This window comes from Desulfocicer niacini (assembly GCF_054657595.1).
In genome coordinates, this window is record NZ_BAAHYK010000034.1 from 48,199 (window position 1) to 71,631 (window position 23,433).

Sequence of the window (23,433 nt, forward strand, 5' to 3'; positions counted from 1 at the left end):
CATCGGAGTATACACCACCCATTGAGATGCCCCACAACCCAAAGGAGTTCATTCTATGAAGATTCATAAAAAAGAACGATATCAGGCAGAGATCTCATTTCCAGAGAAGATCATCCGGCAATGGGTGCCTGTCCTTTGCCATCTGTTTGTTTTTGTATTTATCTTTGCATCCGGCATGGCAGAGGCTCTGGATGCAAGGGTTGTCAATGAGGCGGAAATGGAATTTATCCTGGTAAAACCAGGGTTCTTTATCATGGGAAGTCCTGAGGATGAACCCTTCAGAAGTTCCAATGAACCCCAGCATCAGGTTCATATAAAAAATGCTTTTTACATGCAGACCACGGAAGTAACCCTTAAACAATGGTACCGCATCATGCCAAAGCAGATGTTTTCGCGGCGGAGAGGTCCAGATAATTTACCGATGACCCGGGTGTCCCACCATGACTGCAAGCGTTTCATCGGAAAATTGAATCGTCAGGGCAAGGGTACCTATCGGCTGCCCACGGAAGAAGAGTGGGAATATGTCTGCCGGGCCGGCACCACCACGGCTTACAGTTTTGGAGATACCATTGACTGTACCCAGGCCATGTTCGCCAATAATAGCCTTAAGTGTTCCGACTGCATTGAGGTTTCCAAATCCCGGGGGTTAAAGTTGGATCTGCCCGCACCGGTGAAGAGCTACCCCCCTAACCCCTGGGGTTTTTATGATATGCACGGCAATGTTTGGGAGTGGGTGGCAGATGCATATCATGGATATCTGGCCCTGGATGATGGGGTACAGCCCGGCCGGGAAATTGCCTGGGACACCCGGATCAAAAGGGGGGGCAGCTGGTTTATGCATGGTCATTATTGCCGGAGCGCCAACAGAGCCTGGGCCCATCCCGGTGGAAAGTTTAAGACCACAGGTTTCAGGGTGGTTCTTGAGGTTGAGAAATGACAGGAAAATTGCTCAATATGCTCAAAGTTTATGAAGATGAAATTGTTCTTCTGCTTTGGACTGTGACGCTTCTATTTATCATCCGAAGTGCTGGAACCCTGTTGAATAATTTTGCCGAAACAGCCTTCCTAAAGCGCTATGGTGTGGAGTATCTTCCGCTGGTCAACATGGTCAATGCAGTTATTACTTTCTTTCTCACCGGAATTATAACGGCCTTTAGCGGTCGTATGGCCGCCACCCGTCTGCTTTCCTGGATATTTATCATATGTGGCATATGTGTCACAGTTATCCGGATGGCCATTCCCTATGGCATTGACATTATCTATCCCATACTGTTCATGATGAAAAGCCAGTTTGAGATGCTCCAGGCTCTGATGTTCTGGAATCTGGCCAATGATCTTTATAACAACCGGCAGTCCAAACGTCTTTTTCCGTTGCTCACCGCTGGCGGAGTGCTGGGAATGATTCTGGGCAGTTTTATAACCCCCTGGGTGGCATCTGTGTTTCGCATGGACAACCTGCTCTATGTATATTTGAGCCTGGCACTGGCAGGTGCTGTGGTTGTAAATGCCATGACTTCACGCTTTCCCACCTTGGTTTTTACGGAACCCAAAACCGGGGTTTCCAAGGATAGCCCCCCCATGATTGAGGAATTTAAGCGTCTGGTTCCGCTGATCAGGGAATCCACCCTGTTTAAAATTGTACTGGTGCTGACCTTCATGCCCAATGTGGTGATTCCCATCATCAATTATCAGTTCAATTATGCCGTTGATAACCAATTTGCAAGTGAAGCGGGTATGATACAGTTTTTTGGCTATTTCCGGGGGGTCTTAAATATTATCAGCCTTTTTATTCTGTTGTTCGTGGGTAGAATTTACGGTCGATGGGGAATCTCTGTGGCCCTAATGTTTCATCCTTTTAACTACGCCATTGCCCTGCTGGGATTTTTATTCAGGTTTGATATCTTTGCCGCCATGTATGCCAGAATGTCCACAACGGTGATTCGCACCACCATTAATGTTCCGGCCAATGCCATTTTAATGGGTTTTTTTCCAGATTCTTATCGGGTCATGGTACGTCCCTTTTTAAGGGGAACCGTGGTGCGGTGTGCCCTTTTTCTGGGGTCTGGTCTGATTCTTATTTCCACCAACTATTTTCATCCCCGGTATCTGACCCTGGTGGCCCTTCCCTTTGTCATTGCCTGGGCGGCTGCCCCCTTTGTCCTGAAAGCGACATATACCCGGATTCTGCTGGATTTAATGAAAACCGACACCTTTGAACTCAAACATTTTGATGCCAGGCAGCTGGCCCAAATTTTCAAGGGAGGAAGAATTCAAGATGCACTGATCAATGCCTTTTTAAGAGCTGAAGGCAAGAACACCTTGTGGTATGCCAGCCTGCTTAAACATTTTGGCATACCCGATTTTGATCGCCTGATCCTCAGAAAACTGCCATCCCAGGCGGACCATATAAAAATATCCCTTGTGAAAATGCTTTCCCAGGCCCTGGATGCACAAAGCATGAAAAAGCTTCTGGCCCAGGCCCATCCGGATAAACCTGATTTTTCCATTGCGGCGTTCGGGCATCTGATTCAATGTAAAAATAATTGCCGGATACAGGCTTTGGACATGGTTTCCATGGAAGATTATCTGGAAAATCCAAATTCAGAACTCCGGGGCCATGCCCTTGCCTGTCTCTGGCCAAAGAAAACAGAAACATGCGCCGCTATTCTTAATTCATGGCTGTCATCCCCCCATGATGAAGACCAGAGGGCAGGGGTGATCTGTGCAGGATTTGTGGGGGATAATGCCGTTGCTCCGGCGCTGTTGAACCTGCTTTATGGTTCTCCTTCGTCAAGCCTTATCGCCAATCTTCTGGTGTCTTTGTCCCGGCTTGGCGTGGAGGATGTCAATACCATCCTCATACCTTACCTGACCCACGGGGAAGCAAAGATTCGAAAGTCAGCCATAACAGCCCTTGATATCAGTGATGAAACCGCCTTTCGCCATGGGCTGCTGCGGGTGGGAGACAAGGACACATCCATCAGGGAATTGGCCGGTGAACGGATTCGGGGGGCAGCATATCAAAACAACCGCATTGTGGTGGAATCCCTTGCCATACCCGATCGTCAACTGCGAAAAGGAATTTTTGATCTGCTGGAGCATCTGGACATAAAAGATGGCGATGTATACCATTTTGCCAGAAACGCACTTGAAAGCTGTTATCTTTATCTTGCCATGGGTTTAAATGTGGGAGATCTTCCCTCCACCCCTATCCGGGAGCTTGTAAAGATCCATCTCATGGAAAAAAAGGATTTAATTCTGGAAAATCTTATACGGGTCCTGGTTATCCATGATGGCACCGGTCGCATGAAAACCGCATGGAAGGGTGTTTTTTCCTCTGATAAAAAATACCAGGCCAATGCCATTGAGTTGATGTCGGATCTTCTGGAACGTCGATTATTTGCCATCATGCGGCCTCTGCTGGAAAGTCCCACACCTGCCATCGCCGTGATGGAAGGACGCGCCGTTGCCACCATTCCCAATTTTGATGAAAAAGGCCTTGATGTTTACAAGCGACTGGTATTGTCCGAAGACTGGGTGGATGTGGTCATGGGCCTTGATTTAAGCCTGGATGATCCTGGACGTCTGAGCCTTGAAGCTGTCTGGGAGGTCCATGATGCGTTTGCATCCCACCACATCATAAAGGAAATTGAAATGATTCAACAAAAGAAAACCGCAGATATAAAAGGAGAGAAAGAGTCATCGGAAAAAGAAATTCCTCTTGCTGAAAAAATTATGCTTCTGCGGGAAATTGAGCTTTTTTCAGATCTAAAGGTTGCCGAGCTTGCCGCTATTGCCGCGGTGACGGAGGAAAGAGCCTATCCTTCTGGTCAGCATGTTTTTAACCAAGACGATGTGGGTGAAACCGTTTTTATGGTTATTTCAGGCCTTGTGGAGGTGGTGCGGGAGGTGTCTGCCAATGAACGGGTGGTGCTTGACACCATCGGCCGGGGCGGAGCCTTTGGGGAAATGGCACTTCTGGATGATTCCCCGAGGTCTGCCACCATTCAGACGGTGCAGCAATCCCGGTTTCTCATACTTCATAAACAGGCATTCAATGAAACCGTCATGGAGTATCCCCGGATAGCGCTGCAAATTTGTTCCCTGCTAAGCCGGCGTATCCGGCACCTTCACAGTAAGATTGAACAATAGATTAAGCCCGAATACTCAGAAGCCCTTCAATGGTTTTAACCAGATCCATACGCCCCTGTTTCCTCAACAGAGGTAACACTGCCTGATAATAGGGCGGGCGTTTTCGGATGGTGATATCATATTTGGCGATCATATCCGGGGTGACATCGTTTTCCACAAAGGCAGCTGTTTTGTTAAGGGCACCTATGGCCAGAAGTTCAATCATGGTGCGAACGCATTTTTCACACACCCCGCAATTCAGCCGGTCCGGAACATTGGCAAGACATACACGGAAGTTGTTTAAAGCCACATCCCAGTCTGCCACAATTTTAATTTTATCCAGCCGGGATTGATCGTGGTCCCGGTGGCGGATGCGCAGATCATGGCTGGAATATTCCGGATCCCTTAGGGGATGGGATGCGTTGGGGTGAAGATAGGAAACATCATAACAAGAACCGATGTAAACCATGTGGAGCACCTTTGCAAAGGCATGGGATATGGATGCCAGCACGGCTCCGAAGAAATTCTCCAACCACAAAACCCGGTCATCACACAGATGCCGGATGTTGGTGTACACAGGTATCAGCTCCACATCGGCATCATCGGTGATGCGGGTGATGGCCGTTATGGCCCTGTCGTACACATGGTATTTCATGCCACGTTCCACCACGCCTCCGATGTCAAATCCGTGGATGAAAAGCCCGGTCTTGATTGATCCAGGATGGGAAGCCGGGTATCGAAGGCGGTTGAGCCTCAGGGCCGCAAGGGAATCCATGCCCCCGGACATGACCATGCCGGCATGTCTGTTGTCAGAAAACAGAGCATGATCAAGTACACCGGTTTCAAGCTTTAGCGGGGTGTACGCCCCCTTGCTCCAAACCCTGGTGATGGCCATGGCGATGTTAAGTCCTTCAAGCAGGGTGGGGCAGACCTTTTCATTCATTTTGATTCTTGTTTCATTAAAATGCATGGCAGGGATGAGGCAGCCCACCAGAAAGGCGTGGGGGGTTAAAGACAGCTTGTCCCCTGTGGCATGGGGGGTTTTTATGAAGATGGTTTTTTCCGGGTGATTGCTTGCTTCAAATTGTACCCGGGCGCTGATTTGGGTATATGTGTTATCTTTTGTTTGGGTGAGCTGGGATATAATCATGGCTGTCTGTTTTCCTTTTTTATAAGAAGTTTCATTCAACATGCTGCAGTGATGGGAGTTTCAACTTTCGTTGTGACAGGCGCTTACTGCCATGTGGGTTTTTATAAGAAAATTCTGTCTCAAAATAGCGACGGCAGAGCCCCCAACGGCCATCCGGTCCGACCCGGATGGCCGTTGGGGGCGACATCATATCATTTTCATTATTCCAGCTATATGATCAACAATCTTTCCTGCAATATCAATACCCGTAACCCCTTCAAGCCCCCTGAAACCCGGGGAATAATTAACCTCCATGATATATGGGGTTCCGTTGGCGGCCACAATGAGATCCACACCGGCAATTTCCAGACGACATGCCCTGGCAGCCTTTATGGCCATATCTTCCCATTGAGGGGACAGATCAATGGATCGGGCCTTGCCGTCCATGTGAAAATTACTGCGAAATTCCCCTTCTTTAGGGGTTAATGCCATGGCTCCGGCCACCTGGTTTCCCACCACAAGGATGCGAATATCTGTTCGGTGATCAGGGGAAATGAGCTGCTGTATCACAAGTCCCTTTTTGTCCTTGAGTTGTTTTTCGCAAAGTCCTTTTATATCATCACCTTTCTTTACCAGATCCACACCTTCCCCCCCCATGCCGTCCATCTGTTTGACGATGACCGGGTACCCCCCCAGGTGTTCAACGGCCCGGTGAAACCCCGTCTCCGCGGTAATAAAAAAGGTGTCCGGCACCGGCAGGCCCGCTGCCGCAAGTGTCTGGAGGGTGATGTACTGGTTTCTGGCAATGGTGATACCGTCAAGTCCGTTAATCAGGGGGATGCCAAGGTGCATGAACTGACGAAGCAGGGCCAGTCCGTATTCTCCCATGGGCGAACCCTGGCGGGGCAGCACCACATCCGGCATTTGTGAAAGGTCTTCAATAAAATATTTAAACCTGTCTTGTTCAATCCCGGATAACATTCGGTATGGATTGATCAGAATGGTTCTGTACCCCTTTTTTTCCGCCGCCTGGGTGAGCCGCCGGGTGGGGTGAAATGAAATATCATTGACGGTCATGATGCCGATTTTCATCTGGGTTACCCAATCCTTCTATCTTGTGTTGTCAGAGGTCAATCATGGATTCCGGCATCCATATCCCTGCTGATTTACCCATCTGTTCGCTGTAATACGTCACCACTTTTCGGGTGTTGTTCCGAATGGCAATTTTCTGGGTGGCGGTGTTGTCTTCACTGATGATGGAAAAAATTTTATGGCCTTCAGCCCGGGCAGTCAAGCCTTTTAGGAGTTCTGCCCCCACCCCGAGTGCCCGGTATTCCGGTCGTACCGAGGTGTATCCCCGTTCCAAAAAATGGGTGAAATTCATACCCGATATATTGTTTATCCGTTCAATAAAGGCTTTCCTTGGGCGTTTCAGACTGGAATTTCCCACAATAACATCATGTTCCATGGCATAGGCAATGAGAAAGGCCCGTTCCAAATTATATCGAACCCATTTGGTGGCAACGGATCCACCGGCCGCCACCATTTTGCATATTTCATCCATATAACCTGGGGGCAGGTCTTCTGGTTTTTGAAAATAAAATCGGATATCTTTGCCCAGGGAAAAGGCTGTGGCGGTGTCAATGTTCACTCGAACCGGAAAAAGCTCTTTCTGGGAACAAGTTGTCAGATACAGCAAAATAAGGGCAGGATTGCCAAGGGCCTGCCACAAGGGGATTCCCGGCAGGGGGGTAACTGTGCTGTAAGGAATATCCACGTCAGGAAAGGTCTGTGAGTCCGGTCCAGGCGCCTTTTCCCCTTCCGAAACAGATGAGTACATTTCATGGGAATGGGCAATGTTGGGATTGGACAGGATAAAGGAAACAAGTTCAGTGGTCTGCGGGGATGTGCTTTCTGGATCAACCACAAAATGATTCCAGGTACCTTGTCTGGACAGTTGCCACAGGGGACGGGTATCCAATGGGTCTTTTACATTGGATACCACCCACTGAATGAAGTCAGGGCGTGAAGTGCCGAGATATTTTTCCGGTAGCTGAAAGTTGTTTTGGTCGCCTTTGATTATCCGGGTAATACCCGTTGGAATATCTATTTTGCTGTTGATGGCCTCAAGCATCCCGAACAGGGTCTCTTCCTGTTCAAAGGGCAATTGGAAAAAAACCGCATCCGGTTTCATGGCATCAATGCCCTGGAGCACACGCAATATAAGCGAATTCGTATCGTTCTTGTCATCGGACCTGATGGCGGGGTACCATCCTAACTTCCCGGTGGCATTTTTATCATAGATGGTGATATGATCGCTTCCAGAAAGGCCTGCTCCAAGGGGGCTCGTCATACACACATCATGGCAGAAGGCTGTTATTTCAATATGTGCTGTTGGTAAAAATAACAGGGACTTTTCCTGCAATCTGGCCGATTTCAGGGTATGCGGCGGATGAATTAATAAAATCTTTTTTTTTGTGGGATTCATAATGGGAGTATGTTACTTTAACCGGTGTTGATTTTCAAGACTTAACATCAATTGATGTACATCTGGCACCAGACCCCTAAAAAAGAGTTTATTTTGGTAAGTGTCGGTTATTTATAATTATTCATAAATTATATTTGAGAAACAACAAATCAATGAAACCTTCAAAATCCGGACTTTCCAGCCCCGGCACCCAGGACAGCACCATGGTTCATAATCTCCCCGGGGGACCAGGGCAGATTGTATCCATTCTCATGAAAGAGGGAGAACTTACAGAAACCCAGCTTGCCTATGCCCTCAGAATACAGGCAAAACTTGAAACTCCCGGTATACTGCTGGATGTGCTCAAAGAACTCGGGTATCTGACGGAAGATAAAATTTCTGATGTTGTTCGAAGAAATTACAGCGTTTTTCGCATAGGAGATCTACTGGTTGAGCTTGGGCATATCACTGCCATGCAGCTCAAAACATGCCTGGAAGCCCAGGCCAGGGAAAAATCGGGTCGCAAGCTGGGTGAAGTGCTTGTGTCATATAATTTTATCCAGGAGAAAAAACTGCTTGAAATCCTCTCCGTTCAACTGGGGGTTCCCCTGATTGAGATTGAATTTGTGGAGTTTGACCTGAGCCTCATCACCGTGGCACGCTTAAAATCATTCCAGGAATTTGTTTTTCTACCCATCCGGCGGGAGGGGGAAGCAATTCTTGCAGCATTTGCAGATCCCGGCAGTCAACGGGGAATTGAAACGGCAGAAAATATCTTTGAATGCAGGATTATCCCGGGTATTGCACGGGAAAGCGCCATCTTAAAGATGATCCGTCAGTTTCAGGCGGATATTAAAAAGGATGTATCCACCAGAGAAATAGAAGTGTCCATACCTGAAATTGTTGATACGCTGATTTTAGATGCCATTGCTCTTGGGGTCATTGATATTCACATAGAACCCCTCACCGACAGGCTGCGCATACGATTCCGTCAGGATGGGGTTTTGATTCATTACAAAGATTATCCCCGGGAAATCATCCCTGCCTTGAGCAGTCGTTTAAAAGTCATGTGCCAGGCAGATATTGCCGAAAAACGCAGACACCAGGGAGGGCGCATTGATTTTAAAGCTGCGGGGGAAGAGATTGATCTCCGGGTTTCCTTTTTTGTGACGCTGCATGGAGAAAAGATTGTCATGCGTCTCTTGAGACGTCAGGCCCATCTGCTTAATATTCAGGACATCGGCATGCCGCCCCGTATGTTGAATAGATTCCGGGAAGCGGCCCTTGACTGCCCAAGCGGAGTGGTCCTGGTCACAGGTCCCACAGGATCAGGGAAAACCACCACCGTGTACAGCTGTATCAATTATCTGAACAGGCCCGATGTAAGCATTGTGACCGCAGAAGAACCTGTGGAATACGTGGTGGATGGCATTGCCCAGTGTTCCATTGACCCCAAAATTAATCTGACCTTCAATGAGACCCTGAGACACATTGTCCGTCAAGATCCGGATGTGGTTGTTATTGGTGAAATAAGGGATACCTTTTCTGCCCAGGTGGCCGTACAGGCCGCCTTGACCGGGCATAAGGTACTGACTACCTTTCATACGGAAGACAGCATTGGGGGGCTTGTGCGGCTTATGAATATGGAGGTGGACGTGTTTTTAATTTCCTCCACCGTTGTGTGTGTACTGGCCCAGCGGCTTCTCAGAAAAGTATGCCCCCACTGTAAGATGCCCTATAGGGTGACCCCTGCGGATCTTCGCATTCTCGGGTATTCCCCGGCGGATATTGAAAATGGAAATTTCCAAAAGGGCTTCGGATGCAGTGAATGTGCATATACTGGGTATAAAGGACGCTTAGGGGTGCATGAAATGCTTATCCTTGACGAAGCCGTTCGTAATGCCATTCTTGAAAAAAAGACAAGTTATCAGATTCGGCATATCGGTATCGAATCCACGGGTCTTGTGACACTCATGGAAACAGGCATTGCCCTTGCGGCAACGGGTACCACCACCTTTCAGGAGGTTTTACGGTGTCTTCCGCGCCTGCACAAACCAAGACCGTTGCCGATTATTCAAAATCTTCTGGGATTATAGAGAAAGGGATAAATGAAACAGGACGCTTCATTGATCGAAATGGCAGAAGAATATATTGCCAGCGACAAAACCATACTTTTGCCATTTGACAGAAATGCTCTGCGTATTCAGCAGGAAGTGGGTCGGGAAGAGCCCAATCTTCAATTGGTGGAAAAACTCATCGTATCAGATCCAGCCCTGACAAGCCAGGTGTTGCGCATGTCCAATTCTGCTTTTTACCGGGGTTTGAAAAAGGTCACCACGGTGCGCAATGCCATTAACCGCATAGGATTTCAGGAAATTGCCAATGTGGTGAGCCTCGTAACCCATCGAAAAAATTTTCAATCCGACAATCCCATGGATCAAGAACTTCTGGCAAAGCTGTGGTCCCATTCCGTGGGATGCGCCATTGGGAGTCAATGGATCGCACGCAAGCGCGGATTTGTCAACATGAGCAATGAAGCATTTATCGCAGGTTTGCTCCATGACGTGGGCAAGTTGTTTCTGATCACAATATTTGATGAAATTATTGCATCAAAGCGGATTTTGGCCCTGCCGTCTCCGGAATTGATCAGTGAACTCATGGAAACCATGCATGTGCAGTATGGTCATGCCCTTCTGGAAAAGTGGAACCTGCCCGATGTTTATTGTCAGGTGGTATTAGAACACCACGATGAGACATGCGGGGATGAAAATATTATACTACGGATGGTGAGGCTTGCCAATTTTGCCTGTAATAAAATGGGGATTGGCCTGAATGAAAATCCATCCCTTCTGCTTGCTGCCACCCCCGAAGCCCATTCTTTGGGACTGTCCGAAGTGGCATTGGCAGAACTGGAGATTAAACTGGAAGACTCTCTGAAGCTTACAATGTGACGCTTACAATGGATTAATGCCTGTTGTGATCAGGTCCTTATTTTTTGATGGGATTCATCTCTCGAGTATGTTACTTTATTCACCACGGATATTCAATCTGGCATGGTCATAACCTTGGCCAGCCGCCATAGGACCTGTACTCATGTTGTGAGCAGGCCCCAAAAGAAATACTGGAAGAGACTGAGCACCATATGAAAATAGCATTTTTAATGGACGATCTTCGCAGCATTGACCCCCAATGGGAAACCACCTCCCACCTGATGTACGAGTGCAACCAGCGAAGACACACGGTTTTTTTTCTGGAACCCCATGACCTTTATATCCGGGATAATCAGGTGGTGGCCAGGATGCGAAATATTTCAGTAGAACCGGATCTGTCCATGAAAGCCTACTGGGATGCCCTTGTTAATTGCCTTATCCAGGATGAGCTGATCTTTGAAACGGTGGTGGACCTGGATGTCCTTTTTTTAAGAAAAGACCCCCCAATCAATTATCAGGTCATGGAATTTTTAGGCCCCGTGTGTGACCGGGTGTTTGTCATGAACAACCCCATGGGTCAGATCAAGGGTAACAGCAAGGTATATACCCTTAATTTCCCGGACATTACACCCCAGACCCATATTTCAAGGGACCCCAAACGGTTGCGTCGGATCATTGATACTTTCGGGGGGGATATGATCATAAAACCCCTTCAGGGACATGGCGGGGAAGGGGTGATAAAGGTGAGCAACCGTGATCCTGAAAATTTAAATTCCCTGATCAACTATTATATCCGGGCCAACCGACCCTACCCCCAGCGCCAACCCATAATGGTTCAGGAGTATCTTGAAAATGTGAAGCATCAGGGAGATGTTCGGATACTTCTGCTGGACGGAGAGATCATTGGTGCCATGAACCGCAGATCCGTGTCAGAAGATTTCAGAACCAATGTTCATGCCGGTGCCAAGGTTTTTCGCCATGAAATTACCCCCTCCCAGAGGGCCATATGCGAAGAGATAAGGCCTAAACTGAAGGCAGATGGCCTTTACTTTGTGGGTATTGATGTCATTGGGGACAAGCTTGTTGAAGTCAACTGCGTCAGCCCCGGCGGTATTCCTCGGATCAATCAGCTAACCGGCTTAAAGCTTGAATCAAAGGTTATTGATTTTATTGAACACAAAATTCGGATCTGATTACATCATCGGAGTTTGAACATCGTGGCCAGGGCTGGGTTATGGCATCTTTGATCCTGTTGATATGCTATATTGTACCTGATATGACAAAATATCCAAAAATTTAAACGAATTGAATCCTGAAAGTTGAAACCTCCATGATGACAAAATTCAGACCGGCGTTTTCCATAAGTAAAATTAAATCCATGGACCGGAACACATCCGTTTATGTTGAGGTATGTAATTACCAGCAAAGAGTCTGGGGCAATGTTCTGTTTTTTTCCATGATCTGTCTTTTGATGATGGTGTTTTTTTTGTCCTGCCGGCAAACCAAATCCGCAAATGTGTTGACAATCGGGCTTCCTGAAGAGCCCCGGACCTTGAATGTCTGGCTGGCAAGTGATTCCAATTCCTGGAAAATCCTGTCCCAGATTTACCAAGCCATGTATGTCCGGGACCCCGACAACCTGGAACTAATCCCCTGGCTGGCAAAGGACATGCCTGTACTTGAAACACAAACCATGAGCTATCTGGTAAAGTTAAAAAAGGCAAAATGGTCCGATGGTACGGATTTCACCGCCCATGATGTGGCCTTTACCGCCGGTGTTTTTTTAGATTTCAAAGTGCCCCGCTATTACAGCAAATGGAAAGCCATTGATAAAATAGAGGTGGTGGATGACCACACGGTGCGGTTTTATTTAAAGGAACCCTCTGCCATTGTTTTGTCCCGGGTGTTCACCGCCCCCATGGTCTCCCGGGCACAGTGGCAGACCGTGGCTGATGCTGCCCTGAAAACCCAAAAACCCTTAAGAACCCTTCAAAATCATACCGTTGAAAACCCCCTTGGTACCGGCCCCTTCATGCTATCTACATACCGAAAAGGTACCTTTGTCCACATGAAAAAAAACCCTTGGTTTTTCGGCACCGGCACCACCATTGCCCATCGTCGTCTCGGGCCCTGGGTGGATGGGGTGATTTACAAAATGTACGGCACCAGCGATGTGGCCATTCTTGCCCTGCAAAAAGGAGAAATTGACATGTACTGGTGGGGCATAGAGCCGGGGTATGTGGAAGATTTAAAAAAGTCTCCGGACATTGAATTGTTTCATAATGCCAAGAGTGCCCTGTACTTCATGGGGTTTAATTTAAGAAAGCCCCCCTTTGACGACAAGGTTTTACGCCGGGCCATTGCCACCCTCATTGACAAAGACTTCATCGTCACCCGCCTTCTTCAAAATTATGGGGTAGCCATGCACTCCGTTGTTCCGCCGGGCAACCTGTTTTGGCATAACCCTGATGTCAGAAGGTACAGCAAGGGCATGAACCACACACAACGCATTCAAAAAGCCTGTGAGCTGTTGCAGCAGGCAGGTTATACCTGGCAGATTTCCCCGGTGGACGAAGCGGGTAATCCCCGGGAACCCAGCAATATCTGTCTTCCAAACGGTGAACCCATGGAAAAAATCACTATTTTAACGCCCCCCGCCGACTATGATCCCAAGCGGGCCTTTGCTGGCATGATGATCCAGGAGTGGCTGCGGGAGATTGGGATTCCCGCCTTTGCAAAACCCATGGCCTTCAGTGCACTTCTGGACAAGGTCAAGGGAAAACACGATTTTGATGCCTTTGTACTTGGATATGGCAAACTGAATCTGGATCCCGATTATGTCCGGACCTTTTTTTATTCAAAAAATGACAAGCCCCGGGGATGGAACATGAGCGGCTATAAAAACCCTGTTTTTGATACCCTTGCCGATGCCCAGCGCCTAGAAATGGACAAGGACAAAAGGCGGGCACTGCTTTTGGAGATGCAGCAGATCCTGCTTGATGATCTGCCCTATATTCCCTTGTACAACCCGGACATGCTGGAGGTGTCTTCCCGGAAACGCTTTGATGGATGGGTGGAAAGTCTGGAGGGCATCGGTAATCTGTGGTCGCTTTGCATGGTGAAACCTGTAACTGCTTCGGGAGCTGAAAAACCATGAATCGTACCTTGTTTCTGCTCAAAAAAGCGCTGGAGCTGTTTATTTTGTTTTTTTTGATCCTCACAGTTCTTTTTTTCCTGTTTCGACTGGCACCAGGTGATCCTGTTACCCGCATGGTGGACCCCATGCTCACCCCGGAGGATGCTGCTCATCTCATAGAACAGATGGGGCTTGATAAACCCTTGAGCACCCAGTACGTGATTTATGTTAAGAATTTCTTCACGGGTAACCTTGGCTTTTCATTTCATTATGGAGAACCCGTGGCCCGGGTGATCTTGTCGCGCCTGCCGTGTACCCTTCTTTTATTCACCACATCCACCCTGCTTGCGGCCCTGGCCGGTATATTCCTGGGAAAACTGTCGGCCTGGCATAAGGGCTCCCGTCTGGATGGCGTTCTCTCCATTTCAGCCCTGGTGTGCCATACGCTGTTTGTGCCCTGGTTTGCCCTGATGATGCTGTGGGTGCTGGGGTTTCAGGTGGGCTGGTTTCCCCTGGGGGGGATCATGTCCCCGGAACTGTGGATAACAGACAGCTCCTTTATGGTGAAAGCTATGGATGTGCTTCATCACATGCTGCTACCCCTTTTAACCCTTTTTATCATCCATGTGGGCAGTTATCTGCTGTTGATGCGAAGCAGCATGCTGTCTGTATTAAAGGAAGATTATATCTTGACGGCCCGGGCCAAGGGGCTGACGGACCGGGTAGTCCGTAATGGCCATGCGGCAAAAAATGCAGCCCTTCCCGTGGTGACAAGTGTGGGATTGAGCCTTGCCTTTTCCATCAACGGCGGTGCACTTACCGAACAGATTTTCACCTGGCCGGGCATCGGGCGGGAGTTGATCTTTGCTGTGAGCAATAATGATTATCCCCTGGCTCAGGGGTGTTTTTTGCTCATTGCGGCGGTGGTTCTGTCTGCCAATCTTATTGTGGATTTATTGTATGCGTGGCTGGATCCCCGAATTCATTATTAATGGGTACTGGGTTCCGGGTGCCCGTTAGGGGCGGCATCATGCCATTTTCATGCTTCGTTGTGTCCAGCAGGACATGTGGGCTATATAAAAATATGGATACCATGGTAATATGAGTTATACGTCTGGTTTTACCCAGCGGTTTTCATCCAGCTGGAGAATATTTATTAAGAATCCATTGGGAAAGGCGGGTCTGGGCCTTTTGATGTTGTTTGCTTGCATGGCTCTTGCCAGCTTTGCTCTGCCCTTGATCGGGGACATGTACGATCCCATGACCGGGGTGGATCCCCTGGTTTTACATTCCGTGGGACCCAGTGCCGTTCACTGGCTGGGAACTGACTTCATCGGCAGAGATATTTTCTGTCAACTGTTGGAAGGTTCTAAAATTGCTTTCATCGTGGGGCTGGCCTCTGCATTCATAAGCATTGTCATCGGCACCGTTGTGGGCATGGTGTCAGGCTATGCCGGTGGTATTGTGGATATGCTTCTCATGCGCCTGGCCGACATGGTAATGGTGCTGCCCTCCCTTGTGATTTTGCTCATCATTGCGGCCCTGTTCGGCCAGCTTAATATCTGGATGATCGTTTTTCTCATTGCCATTTTGCGGTGGCCGGCCGTGGCCCGGGTGATCCGGTCCCAGACCCTCTCTTTGAAGCAGAGACCTTTTATTGAAGCCTCCCGGGTGGCCGGAGCCTCCAACATGCGAATTATTTTCAAGCACATCATGCCCAATGTCCTGCCCCTGGCCTTTTTGTACATGACCTTCCGGGTCACCTCGGCCATTCTGGTGGAGGCGTCCCTTTCCTTTCTTGGATTTGGTGATCCCGGCCAGATCAGCTGGGGCATGATGCTGCAGTGGGTGTGGAGTTCCGGTCATATGTTCCAGGCCCCTTACTGGTTGTTGCCCCCGGGGATCTGTATCAGCCTTCTGACCCTTTCCTTTTACATGGTGGGCCGTGCCATGGACGAAGTTCTGGATCCTCGATTGCGCAAGGAGGGGAAATAATCATGGCATTACTCACCGTGGAAAATCTGACTGTGGGCTATGAAGGTACAACAGGTATGGTCAAGGCAGTTGATGATGTCTCTTTTACCATTGAACCAGGAACTTCTCTTGGGTTTGTGGGGGAATCGGGTTGCGGTAAAACCACTATAGGTATGGCCTTGATGGGGCTGCTGCCGGACAATGCCGCCATTTTGCAGGGTCGGATACTTCTGGGAGATAGGGATCTTACACGTCTGTCACAGGATGATCTTAGAAAAATCCGGGGAAAAGAGGTGGCCATGATTTTTCAGGCTGCCATGAATGCGCTGAACCCGGTTGTCCGGGTGGGAGAGCAAGTGGCTGAAATGATTATCACTCACCAGGACCGCATTTCTTCGGCGGACATGGATGCACGGATTGCCTCTCTGTTTGATCTGGTGGGGATTCCGAGGAATCGCATCCATGATTATCCCCACCAGTACAGTGGCGGCATGAAGCAGCGGGCCGTCATTGCTATGGCCCTTGCCTGTGGGCCCCGTCTGATCATTGCCGATGAACCCACAACGGCCCTGGATGTGGTGGTGCAAGATCAGATACTCAAAGAAATTTTAAAAATACAGGAGTTGACCCATACCAGTTTTGTGTTTATCTCGCATGATATAGCTGTGGTGGCCCGGGTGTGTAGGCATATTTGTGTGATGTATGATGGAAAAATTGTGGAGGCCGGTACCCGGGAGGAGGTGTTTCAAACACCAACCCATCCCTATACACGGCAGTTGCTTGGTTCTTACCTTACCCTTGATAATTGTAAAAATGTCCGGGTGCCGGATATCAATGTCCCGCGGGGTGAAAAAGGCTGGGATCAGGGATGTGCCATGGCCCGGGTGTGTGAGAGCCCGCTTGATGGCTGCAACACCGGCAGTCCGGGCTGGCGGATTTTATCCCCCACCCATGGGGTTCGGTGTTTTAAAGAAAGCATAACCAAAGGAGCGTCATGGGGGAAATAAAAAAACAGCATGATCCTGTGGTGGAACTGATAAATATATCAAAAGTTTATAGCCAGAAGGATCGTCTGTTTCATAAAAGTGCAAGTGATGTGGTGGCCCTGAAGGATGTTAATCTTAAAATTTATCGGGGGGAAATTTTTGGCCTGGTGGGGCAGAGCGGCAGCGGCAAAACCACCGCAGGGCGGTTGCTGGCCCAGCTGGAAAAACCCACCCAGGGGGAGATCCGATTGGATGGTCAACCCGTACCCATGTTGAAAGGCCGGGCACTGCTGACATACCTAAAAAAGGTTCAGATGATTTTTCAGGACCCCTATCAATCCCTGAATCCCCATCTCTCCATTGCTGAAACAGTAACAGAACCCCTCATTGTCCATGGGGTGGGAACCCGGGAGAGCCGGCGGGAAAAGGTCCTGGCCACCCTGGAAGCCTCGGGGCTGGTACCGGCCACTGACTTTTATGATCGATATCCCCACCAGCTCAGCGGGGGGCAGCGGCAGCGGGTGGCCATTGCCCGGGCCATTGTGCTGGAGCCTGAATTTATTGTGGCCGATGAGCCCACCTCCATGCTGGACGCTACCATTGCCATACAATTATTTCAGGTGTTGCTCAATATTCGCAAACGGCTGGGGATGACCTTTCTGTTCATCACCCATAATCTGGCTGCGGCAAATTATCTGTGCGATCGCATTGCCGTTATCCACAATGGAGCCATTGTGGAAACCGGTACCACCAGTGAGGTGATTGATTCCCCCGCACACCCGTATACCAGAAAGCTGATTGCAGCCCAGCCCAGATTTGATATCTGCCCTGTTTTTTAACTATATTTATTGCGCGTTATATTCCTGAAAGCAGCGGGCCCCCCAGTGCATCATAAAAAGATTCTATTTCCAGCTTCTGTCTTTTGGTCAACGATAATCCGGGGGGAGGGGGGCTTTGTGGCGCACTGAGATTACGACTTATGGTGAAGGTAATCCTCTGTTTTTCACCCAAAAGCAGGTATGCACCAATCCCGGCAACCCACTGTCCCTGAATTTCTCCTGCAAATACAGTCCATTTTAACTTTTCAGTGGTGTTAAGTTTCTCCCCTTTATCATAAACAATAAAGTGTTCTTTTACAGGATAATCAATGGATTCAAACTTTTGATTCAGCGCATCCTGAATGACCACCTTGATAAATATTTTTTTATGGTTCTTAAAGAAGAGCGTTTGTTTTCTGATATCGTCTACACTTGAACTCCTGTTTTCAGCGAGCTTGAAACCTGAAGGTATTCTAATGTGACGATTAAAAACGGCAATGGTTTCATCCTGAACCTGGGCAAGTTCTATGGGGCTGCTGTTCTTTTTTGAGGTGCCTGGGGGTATAGAACGCCAGCCTTTAGCATAGATGCATCGAGTATATATATCAAGGAAGACATCATTATCCATGAAGTTGCCGGTCAGTGTTGCCTGGCGGGCAATTTCTCCGGCACTTCTCCGGCATGTCTCTCTGTCAAAATTAAAATCAATCTGTCCGCACCCATCTTTGTACCATTGCTGTCCCACGGGTGTACTGCATCCTGAAGCAAAAACAATTAGCAAAAAGAGTACCGTATTTGTTAACTTTTTCAAATTAATATGCACCTTTACCTGTCACCATTGAGAGTATTGTCTTGCAGATTATCTTGAGATCCAGCCAGATGTTTGAATTCAGAACATACAATCTGTCGAGTTCCACCCTTTCTCTGTAACTGTATATATTATTTCGTTTCCCTGTCTGCCATGGACCTGTTACTCCTGGCTTCATGGAACAGTAGGTCAGTGCACAGCTATTGTAATATCGGTGAAGCTCTTCCTTTACAATGGGCCTTGCTCCCACAATGCTCATGTCTCCCTTTAAAACATTGATAAACTGGGGTAATTCATCCAGGCTGGTTTTTCTCAGAAAGGAACCAATACGTGTGATCCTGGGATCATTCTTCAATTTATAATTTTCTTCCCACTCCTTGGCAAATTCAGCATTGTTTTGCAAAAGTTCACTGAATTGTTTATCTGCATCCATGTGCATGGTTCTGAATTTAAGGCAGTTAAAGGATTTTCCGCGTTCCCCTATCCTGGGGTGCTTGAAAAAGATGGTGCCTTTCCCTTCCTTTTTAATGATCAAGGCAATTAAGATCATCAGTGGTGAAAAAAGGATTAAAGCAGCCAGAGAGAAAAAAATATCAAAGACGCGCTTCCAGGGGGGAAACAGGTTAAATATCATCACAGGGGTCTCCCCGATGTGGACAATTTTTGCCCTTTGCAGGCCAAAGGCAAAAAGATCGGGTGCCATCATAACATTGATGCCCTGGAGTCCGAGTTGACACACCAGTTCATTGATTTTTTGGGCGGCTCGCATGGGAAGTGCAATGATGACGATATCCACATCGGTTTTAACACAAAAGGAAATGGCGTCATTGAGATTGCCAAGTACTGGAACGGTTTTATCCTTTCCAATATTAATTTCCTGATCAGTGTTTTTTTTATCATCGAAGAATCCTGTGACCTTGATACCCAGTCGCCCGGTGGTCTGGAGATATTTAGCCAGATTGACACCTACCTCACCAGCGCCTGCAATCACAACCGTTCTTTGATTCCAGCCATTTTTACGGATAACTCTCAACATCAATCTTGCCATGATCCTCAGGAAAGCAATACCGGCGATAACTGACATTGCCCACAAACAGAACGCCTTTACTGTAAAGAGCCCATAGGGCCACAAAACGGCCAACTGTTCCGCATCTGCAAGGATAAGGGTCAGGGCATGAAACAGCAATAATGTTGTCAGCCATGCCCCAGCAAGAGCCTTTATTTCATTGCCCAGGCTCTCCACCCGCCACGATTTGTAGAGGCCGAAAAATGGAAACACAATCAATATGAGAATGCACCCATAGATAATGAGTACTTTGGCAAGTTCAAAAGAATCAAGCCAGGCGTGACGGTAAAAAAAACAGGTACAACCGCACAAAACCAAAGGATCAAGCAGTCGGAACAGGGTAATGAGAAATGTGGCGTGTTTTTTTAGGAGTCCTTTCATATTAATTGCTTTGCTTTTGTGTTATTTATTGTTTTTTTATCCAGTAATTTTTATTCATGCTGAACCAATACTTGCAGATATTTGGTAGTCGTGATTCAAAACCACCTACTTTGTAGCCTATAAATTTTAGACAACAACTCAATACTGATCGTATTACCCAATAAAATCCATATTTATAGGCGTAGGATAATTCTGACCGAAAAAAACGTAGCCCTTCGCCATTTGTGCTACCAAAGGATTCTTGAATCCACGTTTCTCGTGCGTGAAGAACACCAATATCAAAGTACCGACAAAATTCTTCTAAAACTGAATAGTTGTGCGAATGAAATGCGCATGCATCGCCTGCGTAAGCAACGCTGTACCCGGACAAAATTATTTTTGCTGCAAAGTACATGTCCTCACCAAATATTAAACTATCGGAAAAACCACCCAGTTCATCAAAGAGTGATTTTCTGTAGGCTGCAAAGGAGTTGGAAATAAAAGGGGTTTTGATACCCATTTTTAAAATATTATTTTTTGTTTTTATACAGGGATTGATCGGATAATTGAAAAATCGAATATGTGCTGCAAGAGGTGTTGCATCCTTTTGGGGGATTTGACGACCACAGACTGCTCCCACGGCGTTGTCAGAAAAATATTTCGTGATGAAGTCCAATGAATTTGTATCTGCTAATTGGGCATCTTGGGTCATGAATACGATAATATTGCCCTTAGCGACGGAGGCACCGAAATTTCGAGTTCCACCATGGGAAAATTCTTTTTCCTTTATTTTATATACATTACAACCGGCCGTTTCAGCGATGTGCCTGGTTGCGTCCTTAGATTCAGAATCAATAATAATAATTTCCATGGGACGGACAGTTTGATATTTCACACTGTATAATAGTGAAGATAACGAAGGTCCAGCGTTCCAGGTGGGGATAACCAGAGATATCTGCCTACGTTGTAAAGACAGAGAACTTGTAGATGGTGTTACTTTGAATGCTGTTTTGTTCATACCCATGAGCTTCTTTAATACTCAAAACGCCTCTAAATCACAAGCATTTTCAACCTACCAAATTGCATTTCAATCCATATATTGTCACATCTCACTCCATAAGACTTTATTTCAAAATCAAAAAATTGCAGGAATTTCAAATTTTTTATTTGGGGCTGAGCTCTTTAACAATTATCTGCTATATCTGATCTCATGGAAACGATTGTAATCAGAAGAAGGAAAATCACCACCAAAGATTTAATCTTTGTCAAATCGGTTGTCCATGAAAATTGAGACAAACGGGTCAATATTTTTTCATCGAAGAGTTGTAAAATGCCGAGTAGAAATTGTCGATTGTTCGTTAATTTTTATGTAATGAAAAGATAATCCTCTATTTTATCCTTTTTATTATTTTCTTGGATTTTGGTTATAAACGACGCCAGATTGCTAGCGTATTGAAACCTAACCTTTTGTTTACACAATAAACGCCCATAACATTCTGAATGCAAATAGCCGATGCAGTAGCTAATGCAGCCCCTATAACGCCGTAAAAAGGGATTAAAACTAAAGAAAAAATAATTGCACAGATTCCAGACACCAATGCGCAGTTCTTAAGATCTTTTTCGTGTCCTGTCATTGATAATAATAAACTTACCGAGCCAGTTAGGACATTAATAAGTTGAGCTACAACTAAAATTCTTAAAATATTTTTACCTTCTTCGAACCCCTCTCCGAAAATTGACATCATGAATTTTGGCAAAATTAAAAAAAACAATACAATAGGGAATGTGAAGAGAAGCATCCAGCAAACAGACTTTTTTGATAATTCTCTAATTTTTTCGTACTCATTTTTTCTATACATTGATGCAAAACTTGGAGCAACGATGAAATTTATTGAAACTAGAATGAAACTGGTTACCCCTGCAAGCCTTTGCGCAGAGGCGAGTAGTGCAATTTGATTTGATTCTAGATATAAACCAGATATAATTTGTCCAGACCAAAGGGTGGACTCGGACATTAACGAGACAACCCATAGGGGTAAAAAACTTTTTATCATCTTATGCCAGGATATTGGCTTATTTGGCAAAAACGGAGCCTTAATGTACAAATACAATAAACTTATGCACATAGTTATCATAGAAGTTATCGAAAATATTATTGCTGAAGTTTTTGCGCTTTCTGGACGTAAGAAAAACAACCCGGCTATGAACAGCACCGACGTACACACACTCAAAGTAAAAATAGCTGCAGAAGAGTGCCTTAATCCCTGCATAGAATATGCTGCTAACGTGTAAAGAGTCATGAAAATAATTGAAGGCGATAGAAAAAACAGTATTGTACCCATCGAATGCTTGTTAAAAAGGTTTGTTCCTATCCAATTAGAATAAACAATCACACATATAGTTAAAAAAAAGGAAACAAAGGAAGATAATAAAATAGATTTATAGTGTACAGATCGTGCAGAGTTAGAACCATCAGCAGTGAAGCGTAACACTGTCTGCTCTTGCCCAATCCGTGCAAAAGTTGATAGGAAGCTTACAATGGTAAGTCCCAGAAAAAAAAATCCTGATTCAGATCCTCCAAGTGAACGCGTTACGGCTATACTTACGCATAGCATAGCAAACCCGCCGACCAGACGCAGACATGATACAAATAAAAATTTTGAAATAAATTTTTTGTTCAAATAATATAATCCTGGAAAATCTCAACAATTAAAAAAAGGAAACAGTATATATTAGTCCCGAAATTGTACGTATGAAGAGAATCCATCACGAATCCCTTCAGATATAGATTTAAATTTTTTCAGCTTATTATTTTCAAATATTAGCGTTCTAAAACAATCAAATAGCCATATTTGCATGTCTGAAAATACAAAAAAGGGAAAATCCTTATAATATTTCCGCCACAAGATGAATCTATTTTTGGTTTGAAAATATTTTCTATTGGCATCATAGTTAGTAGCGGAGAAAATAAATGACCCTGGACTTCGATTGCCTATTCCATGGGAGACAGTTACACATGGGAAACAGAGCGTTTTAATTCCATTTTTGTTTAGTCGAAGCCCGAACTCTACGTCAACCATATCTACACATAAATTCTCTTCATAATAAAACTCTTGGGGGATGATTTTTAAGTCGAGCATTGAACAACTATTGATCATAAAATAGCATTTTATAATCTTATTTTGTTCGGTGGGCCATTGAGAACAAAAAAACTTATCAATTGCAGAAACGCGTACGGGTTGCTTAGTGCTAGTGTTTACATGTCTCGGTCCATAAATTCCCACGAGGGAATTCTCGACATCACTAGAGAATATTAACATTTTTTCCACAAAGTCAGGGCACACATCCGTATCTTGATCGAATAAGAACATATACCTAATTTTGTAATGTCGAGCTTTTTTTAAAGCGTAATTGAGCGCACCCGCGAGCCCCCCCTTGTTTGCATTATGATGCATAAAGCACCCGGTTAATTCCATTGAAACGGGTTTCGTGCTGTTATCGACAACAAACATAAAATCTACCTGATTTTTTATAATATTTATTCTTTCGAAAACCGCAGGACTCGGGTCAAAAATTACTGATACCGCGCAAATATTTTTTCTCATTGAGGCCTTATCTAAAGTATACG

The 23,433-nt window shown here is 46.3% G+C and carries 18 protein-coding genes; 10 read left to right on the forward strand and 8 right to left on the reverse strand.

Features of this window, described 5'->3' with window-relative positions; translation table 11 throughout:
- Window positions 1-55: 55 nt before the first annotated feature.
- Together ACYQ2M_RS17450 and ACYQ2M_RS17455 are read left to right on the forward strand one after the other, a co-directional pair.
- Window positions 56-937 (forward strand): formylglycine-generating enzyme family protein, encoded by an 882-nt coding sequence (locus ACYQ2M_RS17450; RefSeq protein ID WP_459917652.1) that lies wholly within the window; start codon window positions 56-58, stop codon window positions 935-937.
- A gap of 17 nt (window positions 938-954) precedes the next feature.
- The gene (locus ACYQ2M_RS17455; RefSeq protein ID WP_459917653.1) at window positions 955-4,152 is read left to right on the forward strand and encodes an Npt1/Npt2 family nucleotide transporter; all 3,198 of its coding nucleotides are present in this window, start codon (window positions 955-957) and stop codon (window positions 4,150-4,152) included.
- 1 nt (window position 4,153) lies between these two features.
- Here the strand turns inward: ACYQ2M_RS17455 and ACYQ2M_RS17460 are convergent, their stop codons facing one another.
- From ACYQ2M_RS17460 to ACYQ2M_RS17470, 3 genes are all read right to left on the reverse strand, one after another.
- On the reverse strand, window positions 4,154-5,281 hold the full coding sequence (locus ACYQ2M_RS17460) for a hypothetical protein (RefSeq protein WP_459917654.1): 1,128 nt from the start codon (window positions 5,279-5,281) through the stop codon (window positions 4,154-4,156).
- 186 nt (window positions 5,282-5,467) lie between these two features.
- Entirely contained in the window at window positions 5,468-6,352 is an 885-nt protein-coding gene (locus tag ACYQ2M_RS17465; protein WP_459917655.1) for an ATP-grasp domain-containing protein, read from the reverse strand.
- 31 nt (window positions 6,353-6,383) lie between these two features.
- The gene (locus ACYQ2M_RS17470; RefSeq protein WP_459917656.1) at window positions 6,384-7,613 is read right to left on the reverse strand and encodes a hypothetical protein; all 1,230 of its coding nucleotides are present in this window, start codon (window positions 7,611-7,613) and stop codon (window positions 6,384-6,386) included.
- 287 nt (window positions 7,614-7,900) lie between these two features.
- Here ACYQ2M_RS17470 and ACYQ2M_RS17475 point away from each other — a divergent pair, with 287 nt between their 5' ends.
- The 8 genes from ACYQ2M_RS17475 (at window position 7,901) to ACYQ2M_RS17510 (ending at window position 17,592) form a co-directional block, all read left to right on the forward strand.
- Window positions 7,901-9,823, forward strand: a complete 1,923-nt coding sequence (locus ACYQ2M_RS17475) for a GspE/PulE family protein (protein WP_459917657.1) — start codon at window positions 7,901-7,903, stop codon at window positions 9,821-9,823.
- Between the two features lie 12 nt (window positions 9,824-9,835).
- Entirely contained in the window at window positions 9,836-10,678 is an 843-nt protein-coding gene (locus tag ACYQ2M_RS17480; protein ID WP_459917658.1) for an HDOD domain-containing protein, read from the forward strand.
- Between the two features lie 191 nt (window positions 10,679-10,869).
- Window positions 10,870-11,850, forward strand: coding sequence for a glutathione synthase (gene gshB, locus ACYQ2M_RS17485; RefSeq protein ID WP_459917659.1), 981 nt, complete (start codon window positions 10,870-10,872; stop codon window positions 11,848-11,850).
- 137 nt (window positions 11,851-11,987) lie between these two features.
- Window positions 11,988-13,814: an ABC transporter substrate-binding protein gene (locus ACYQ2M_RS17490; RefSeq protein WP_459917660.1), complete on the forward strand. Its 1,827-nt coding sequence runs from the start codon at window positions 11,988-11,990 to the stop codon at window positions 13,812-13,814.
- On the forward strand, window positions 13,811-14,785 hold the full coding sequence (locus ACYQ2M_RS17495) for an ABC transporter permease (protein ID WP_459917661.1): 975 nt from the start codon (window positions 13,811-13,813) through the stop codon (window positions 14,783-14,785). Before ACYQ2M_RS17490 ends, ACYQ2M_RS17495 begins: the two co-directional genes overlap by 4 nt.
- A gap of 109 nt (window positions 14,786-14,894) precedes the next feature.
- Window positions 14,895-15,788, forward strand: a complete 894-nt coding sequence (locus ACYQ2M_RS17500; protein WP_459917662.1) for an ABC transporter permease — start codon at window positions 14,895-14,897, stop codon at window positions 15,786-15,788.
- 2 nt (window positions 15,789-15,790) lie between these two features.
- The gene (locus ACYQ2M_RS17505; protein WP_459917663.1) at window positions 15,791-16,774 is read left to right on the forward strand and encodes an ABC transporter ATP-binding protein; all 984 of its coding nucleotides are present in this window, start codon (window positions 15,791-15,793) and stop codon (window positions 16,772-16,774) included.
- Window positions 16,762-17,592 carry an ABC transporter ATP-binding protein gene (locus ACYQ2M_RS17510; RefSeq protein WP_459917664.1) on the forward strand — a complete coding sequence of 277 codons (831 nt, stop codon included), beginning with the start codon at window positions 16,762-16,764 and terminating at the stop codon, window positions 17,590-17,592. The genes ACYQ2M_RS17505 and ACYQ2M_RS17510 overlap by 13 nt, the downstream gene beginning before the upstream one ends.
- A gap of 16 nt (window positions 17,593-17,608) precedes the next feature.
- Here ACYQ2M_RS17510 and ACYQ2M_RS17515 read toward each other — a convergent pair whose 3' ends face one another.
- The 5 genes from ACYQ2M_RS17515 to ACYQ2M_RS17535 all read right to left on the reverse strand — a co-directional run.
- A complete protein-coding gene (locus ACYQ2M_RS17515; RefSeq protein ID WP_459917665.1) occupies window positions 17,609-18,382 on the reverse strand; it encodes a hypothetical protein in 774 nt (257 codons plus the stop codon).
- A 1-nt stretch (window position 18,383) separates the two neighbouring features.
- A complete protein-coding gene (locus tag ACYQ2M_RS17520) occupies window positions 18,384-19,826 on the reverse strand; it encodes a sugar transferase (RefSeq protein WP_459917666.1) in 1,443 nt (480 codons plus the stop codon).
- A gap of 25 nt (window positions 19,827-19,851) precedes the next feature.
- Window positions 19,852-20,823, reverse strand: a complete 972-nt coding sequence (locus ACYQ2M_RS17525) for a glycosyltransferase family 2 protein (protein WP_459917667.1) — start codon at window positions 20,821-20,823, stop codon at window positions 19,852-19,854.
- 406 nt (window positions 20,824-21,229) lie between these two features.
- Window positions 21,230-22,486: a lipid II flippase MurJ gene (locus ACYQ2M_RS17530; protein ID WP_459917668.1), complete on the reverse strand. Its 1,257-nt coding sequence runs from the start codon at window positions 22,484-22,486 to the stop codon at window positions 21,230-21,232.
- A 51-nt stretch (window positions 22,487-22,537) separates the two neighbouring features.
- Window positions 22,538-23,433, reverse strand: an 896-nt coding sequence (locus ACYQ2M_RS17535; RefSeq protein WP_459917669.1) for a glycosyltransferase, incomplete at its 5' end; no start/stop codon positions are given.

Coding starts and splice junctions, on each gene's coding strand:
- ACYQ2M_RS17450 (WP_459917652.1), top strand. CDS start 56: ATGAAGATTCATAAAAAAGAACGATATCAGGCAGAGATCTCATTTCCA.
- ACYQ2M_RS17455 (WP_459917653.1), top strand. CDS start 955: ATGCTCAAAGTTTATGAAGATGAAATTGTTCTTCTGCTTTGGACTGTG.
- ACYQ2M_RS17460 (WP_459917654.1), bottom strand. CDS start 5,281: ATGATTATATCCCAGCTCACCCAAACAAAAGATAACACATATACCCAA.
- ACYQ2M_RS17465 (WP_459917655.1), bottom strand. CDS start 6,352: ATGAAAATCGGCATCATGACCGTCAATGATATTTCATTTCACCCCACC.
- ACYQ2M_RS17470 (WP_459917656.1), bottom strand. CDS start 7,613: ATGACGAGCCCCCTTGGAGCAGGCCTTTCTGGAAGCGATCATATCACC.
- ACYQ2M_RS17475 (WP_459917657.1), top strand. CDS start 7,901: ATGAAACCTTCAAAATCCGGACTTTCCAGCCCCGGCACCCAGGACAGC.
- ACYQ2M_RS17480 (WP_459917658.1), top strand. CDS start 9,836: ATGAAACAGGACGCTTCATTGATCGAAATGGCAGAAGAATATATTGCC.
- gshB (WP_459917659.1), top strand. CDS start 10,870: ATGAAAATAGCATTTTTAATGGACGATCTTCGCAGCATTGACCCCCAA.
- ACYQ2M_RS17490 (WP_459917660.1), top strand. CDS start 11,988: ATGATGACAAAATTCAGACCGGCGTTTTCCATAAGTAAAATTAAATCC.
- ACYQ2M_RS17495 (WP_459917661.1), top strand. CDS start 13,811: ATGAATCGTACCTTGTTTCTGCTCAAAAAAGCGCTGGAGCTGTTTATT.
- ACYQ2M_RS17500 (WP_459917662.1), top strand. CDS start 14,895: ATGAGTTATACGTCTGGTTTTACCCAGCGGTTTTCATCCAGCTGGAGA.
- ACYQ2M_RS17505 (WP_459917663.1), top strand. CDS start 15,791: ATGGCATTACTCACCGTGGAAAATCTGACTGTGGGCTATGAAGGTACA.
- ACYQ2M_RS17510 (WP_459917664.1), top strand. CDS start 16,762: ATGGGGGAAATAAAAAAACAGCATGATCCTGTGGTGGAACTGATAAAT.
- ACYQ2M_RS17520 (WP_459917666.1), bottom strand. CDS start 19,826: ATGAAAGGACTCCTAAAAAAACACGCCACATTTCTCATTACCCTGTTC.
- ACYQ2M_RS17525 (WP_459917667.1), bottom strand. CDS start 20,823: ATGAACAAAACAGCATTCAAAGTAACACCATCTACAAGTTCTCTGTCT.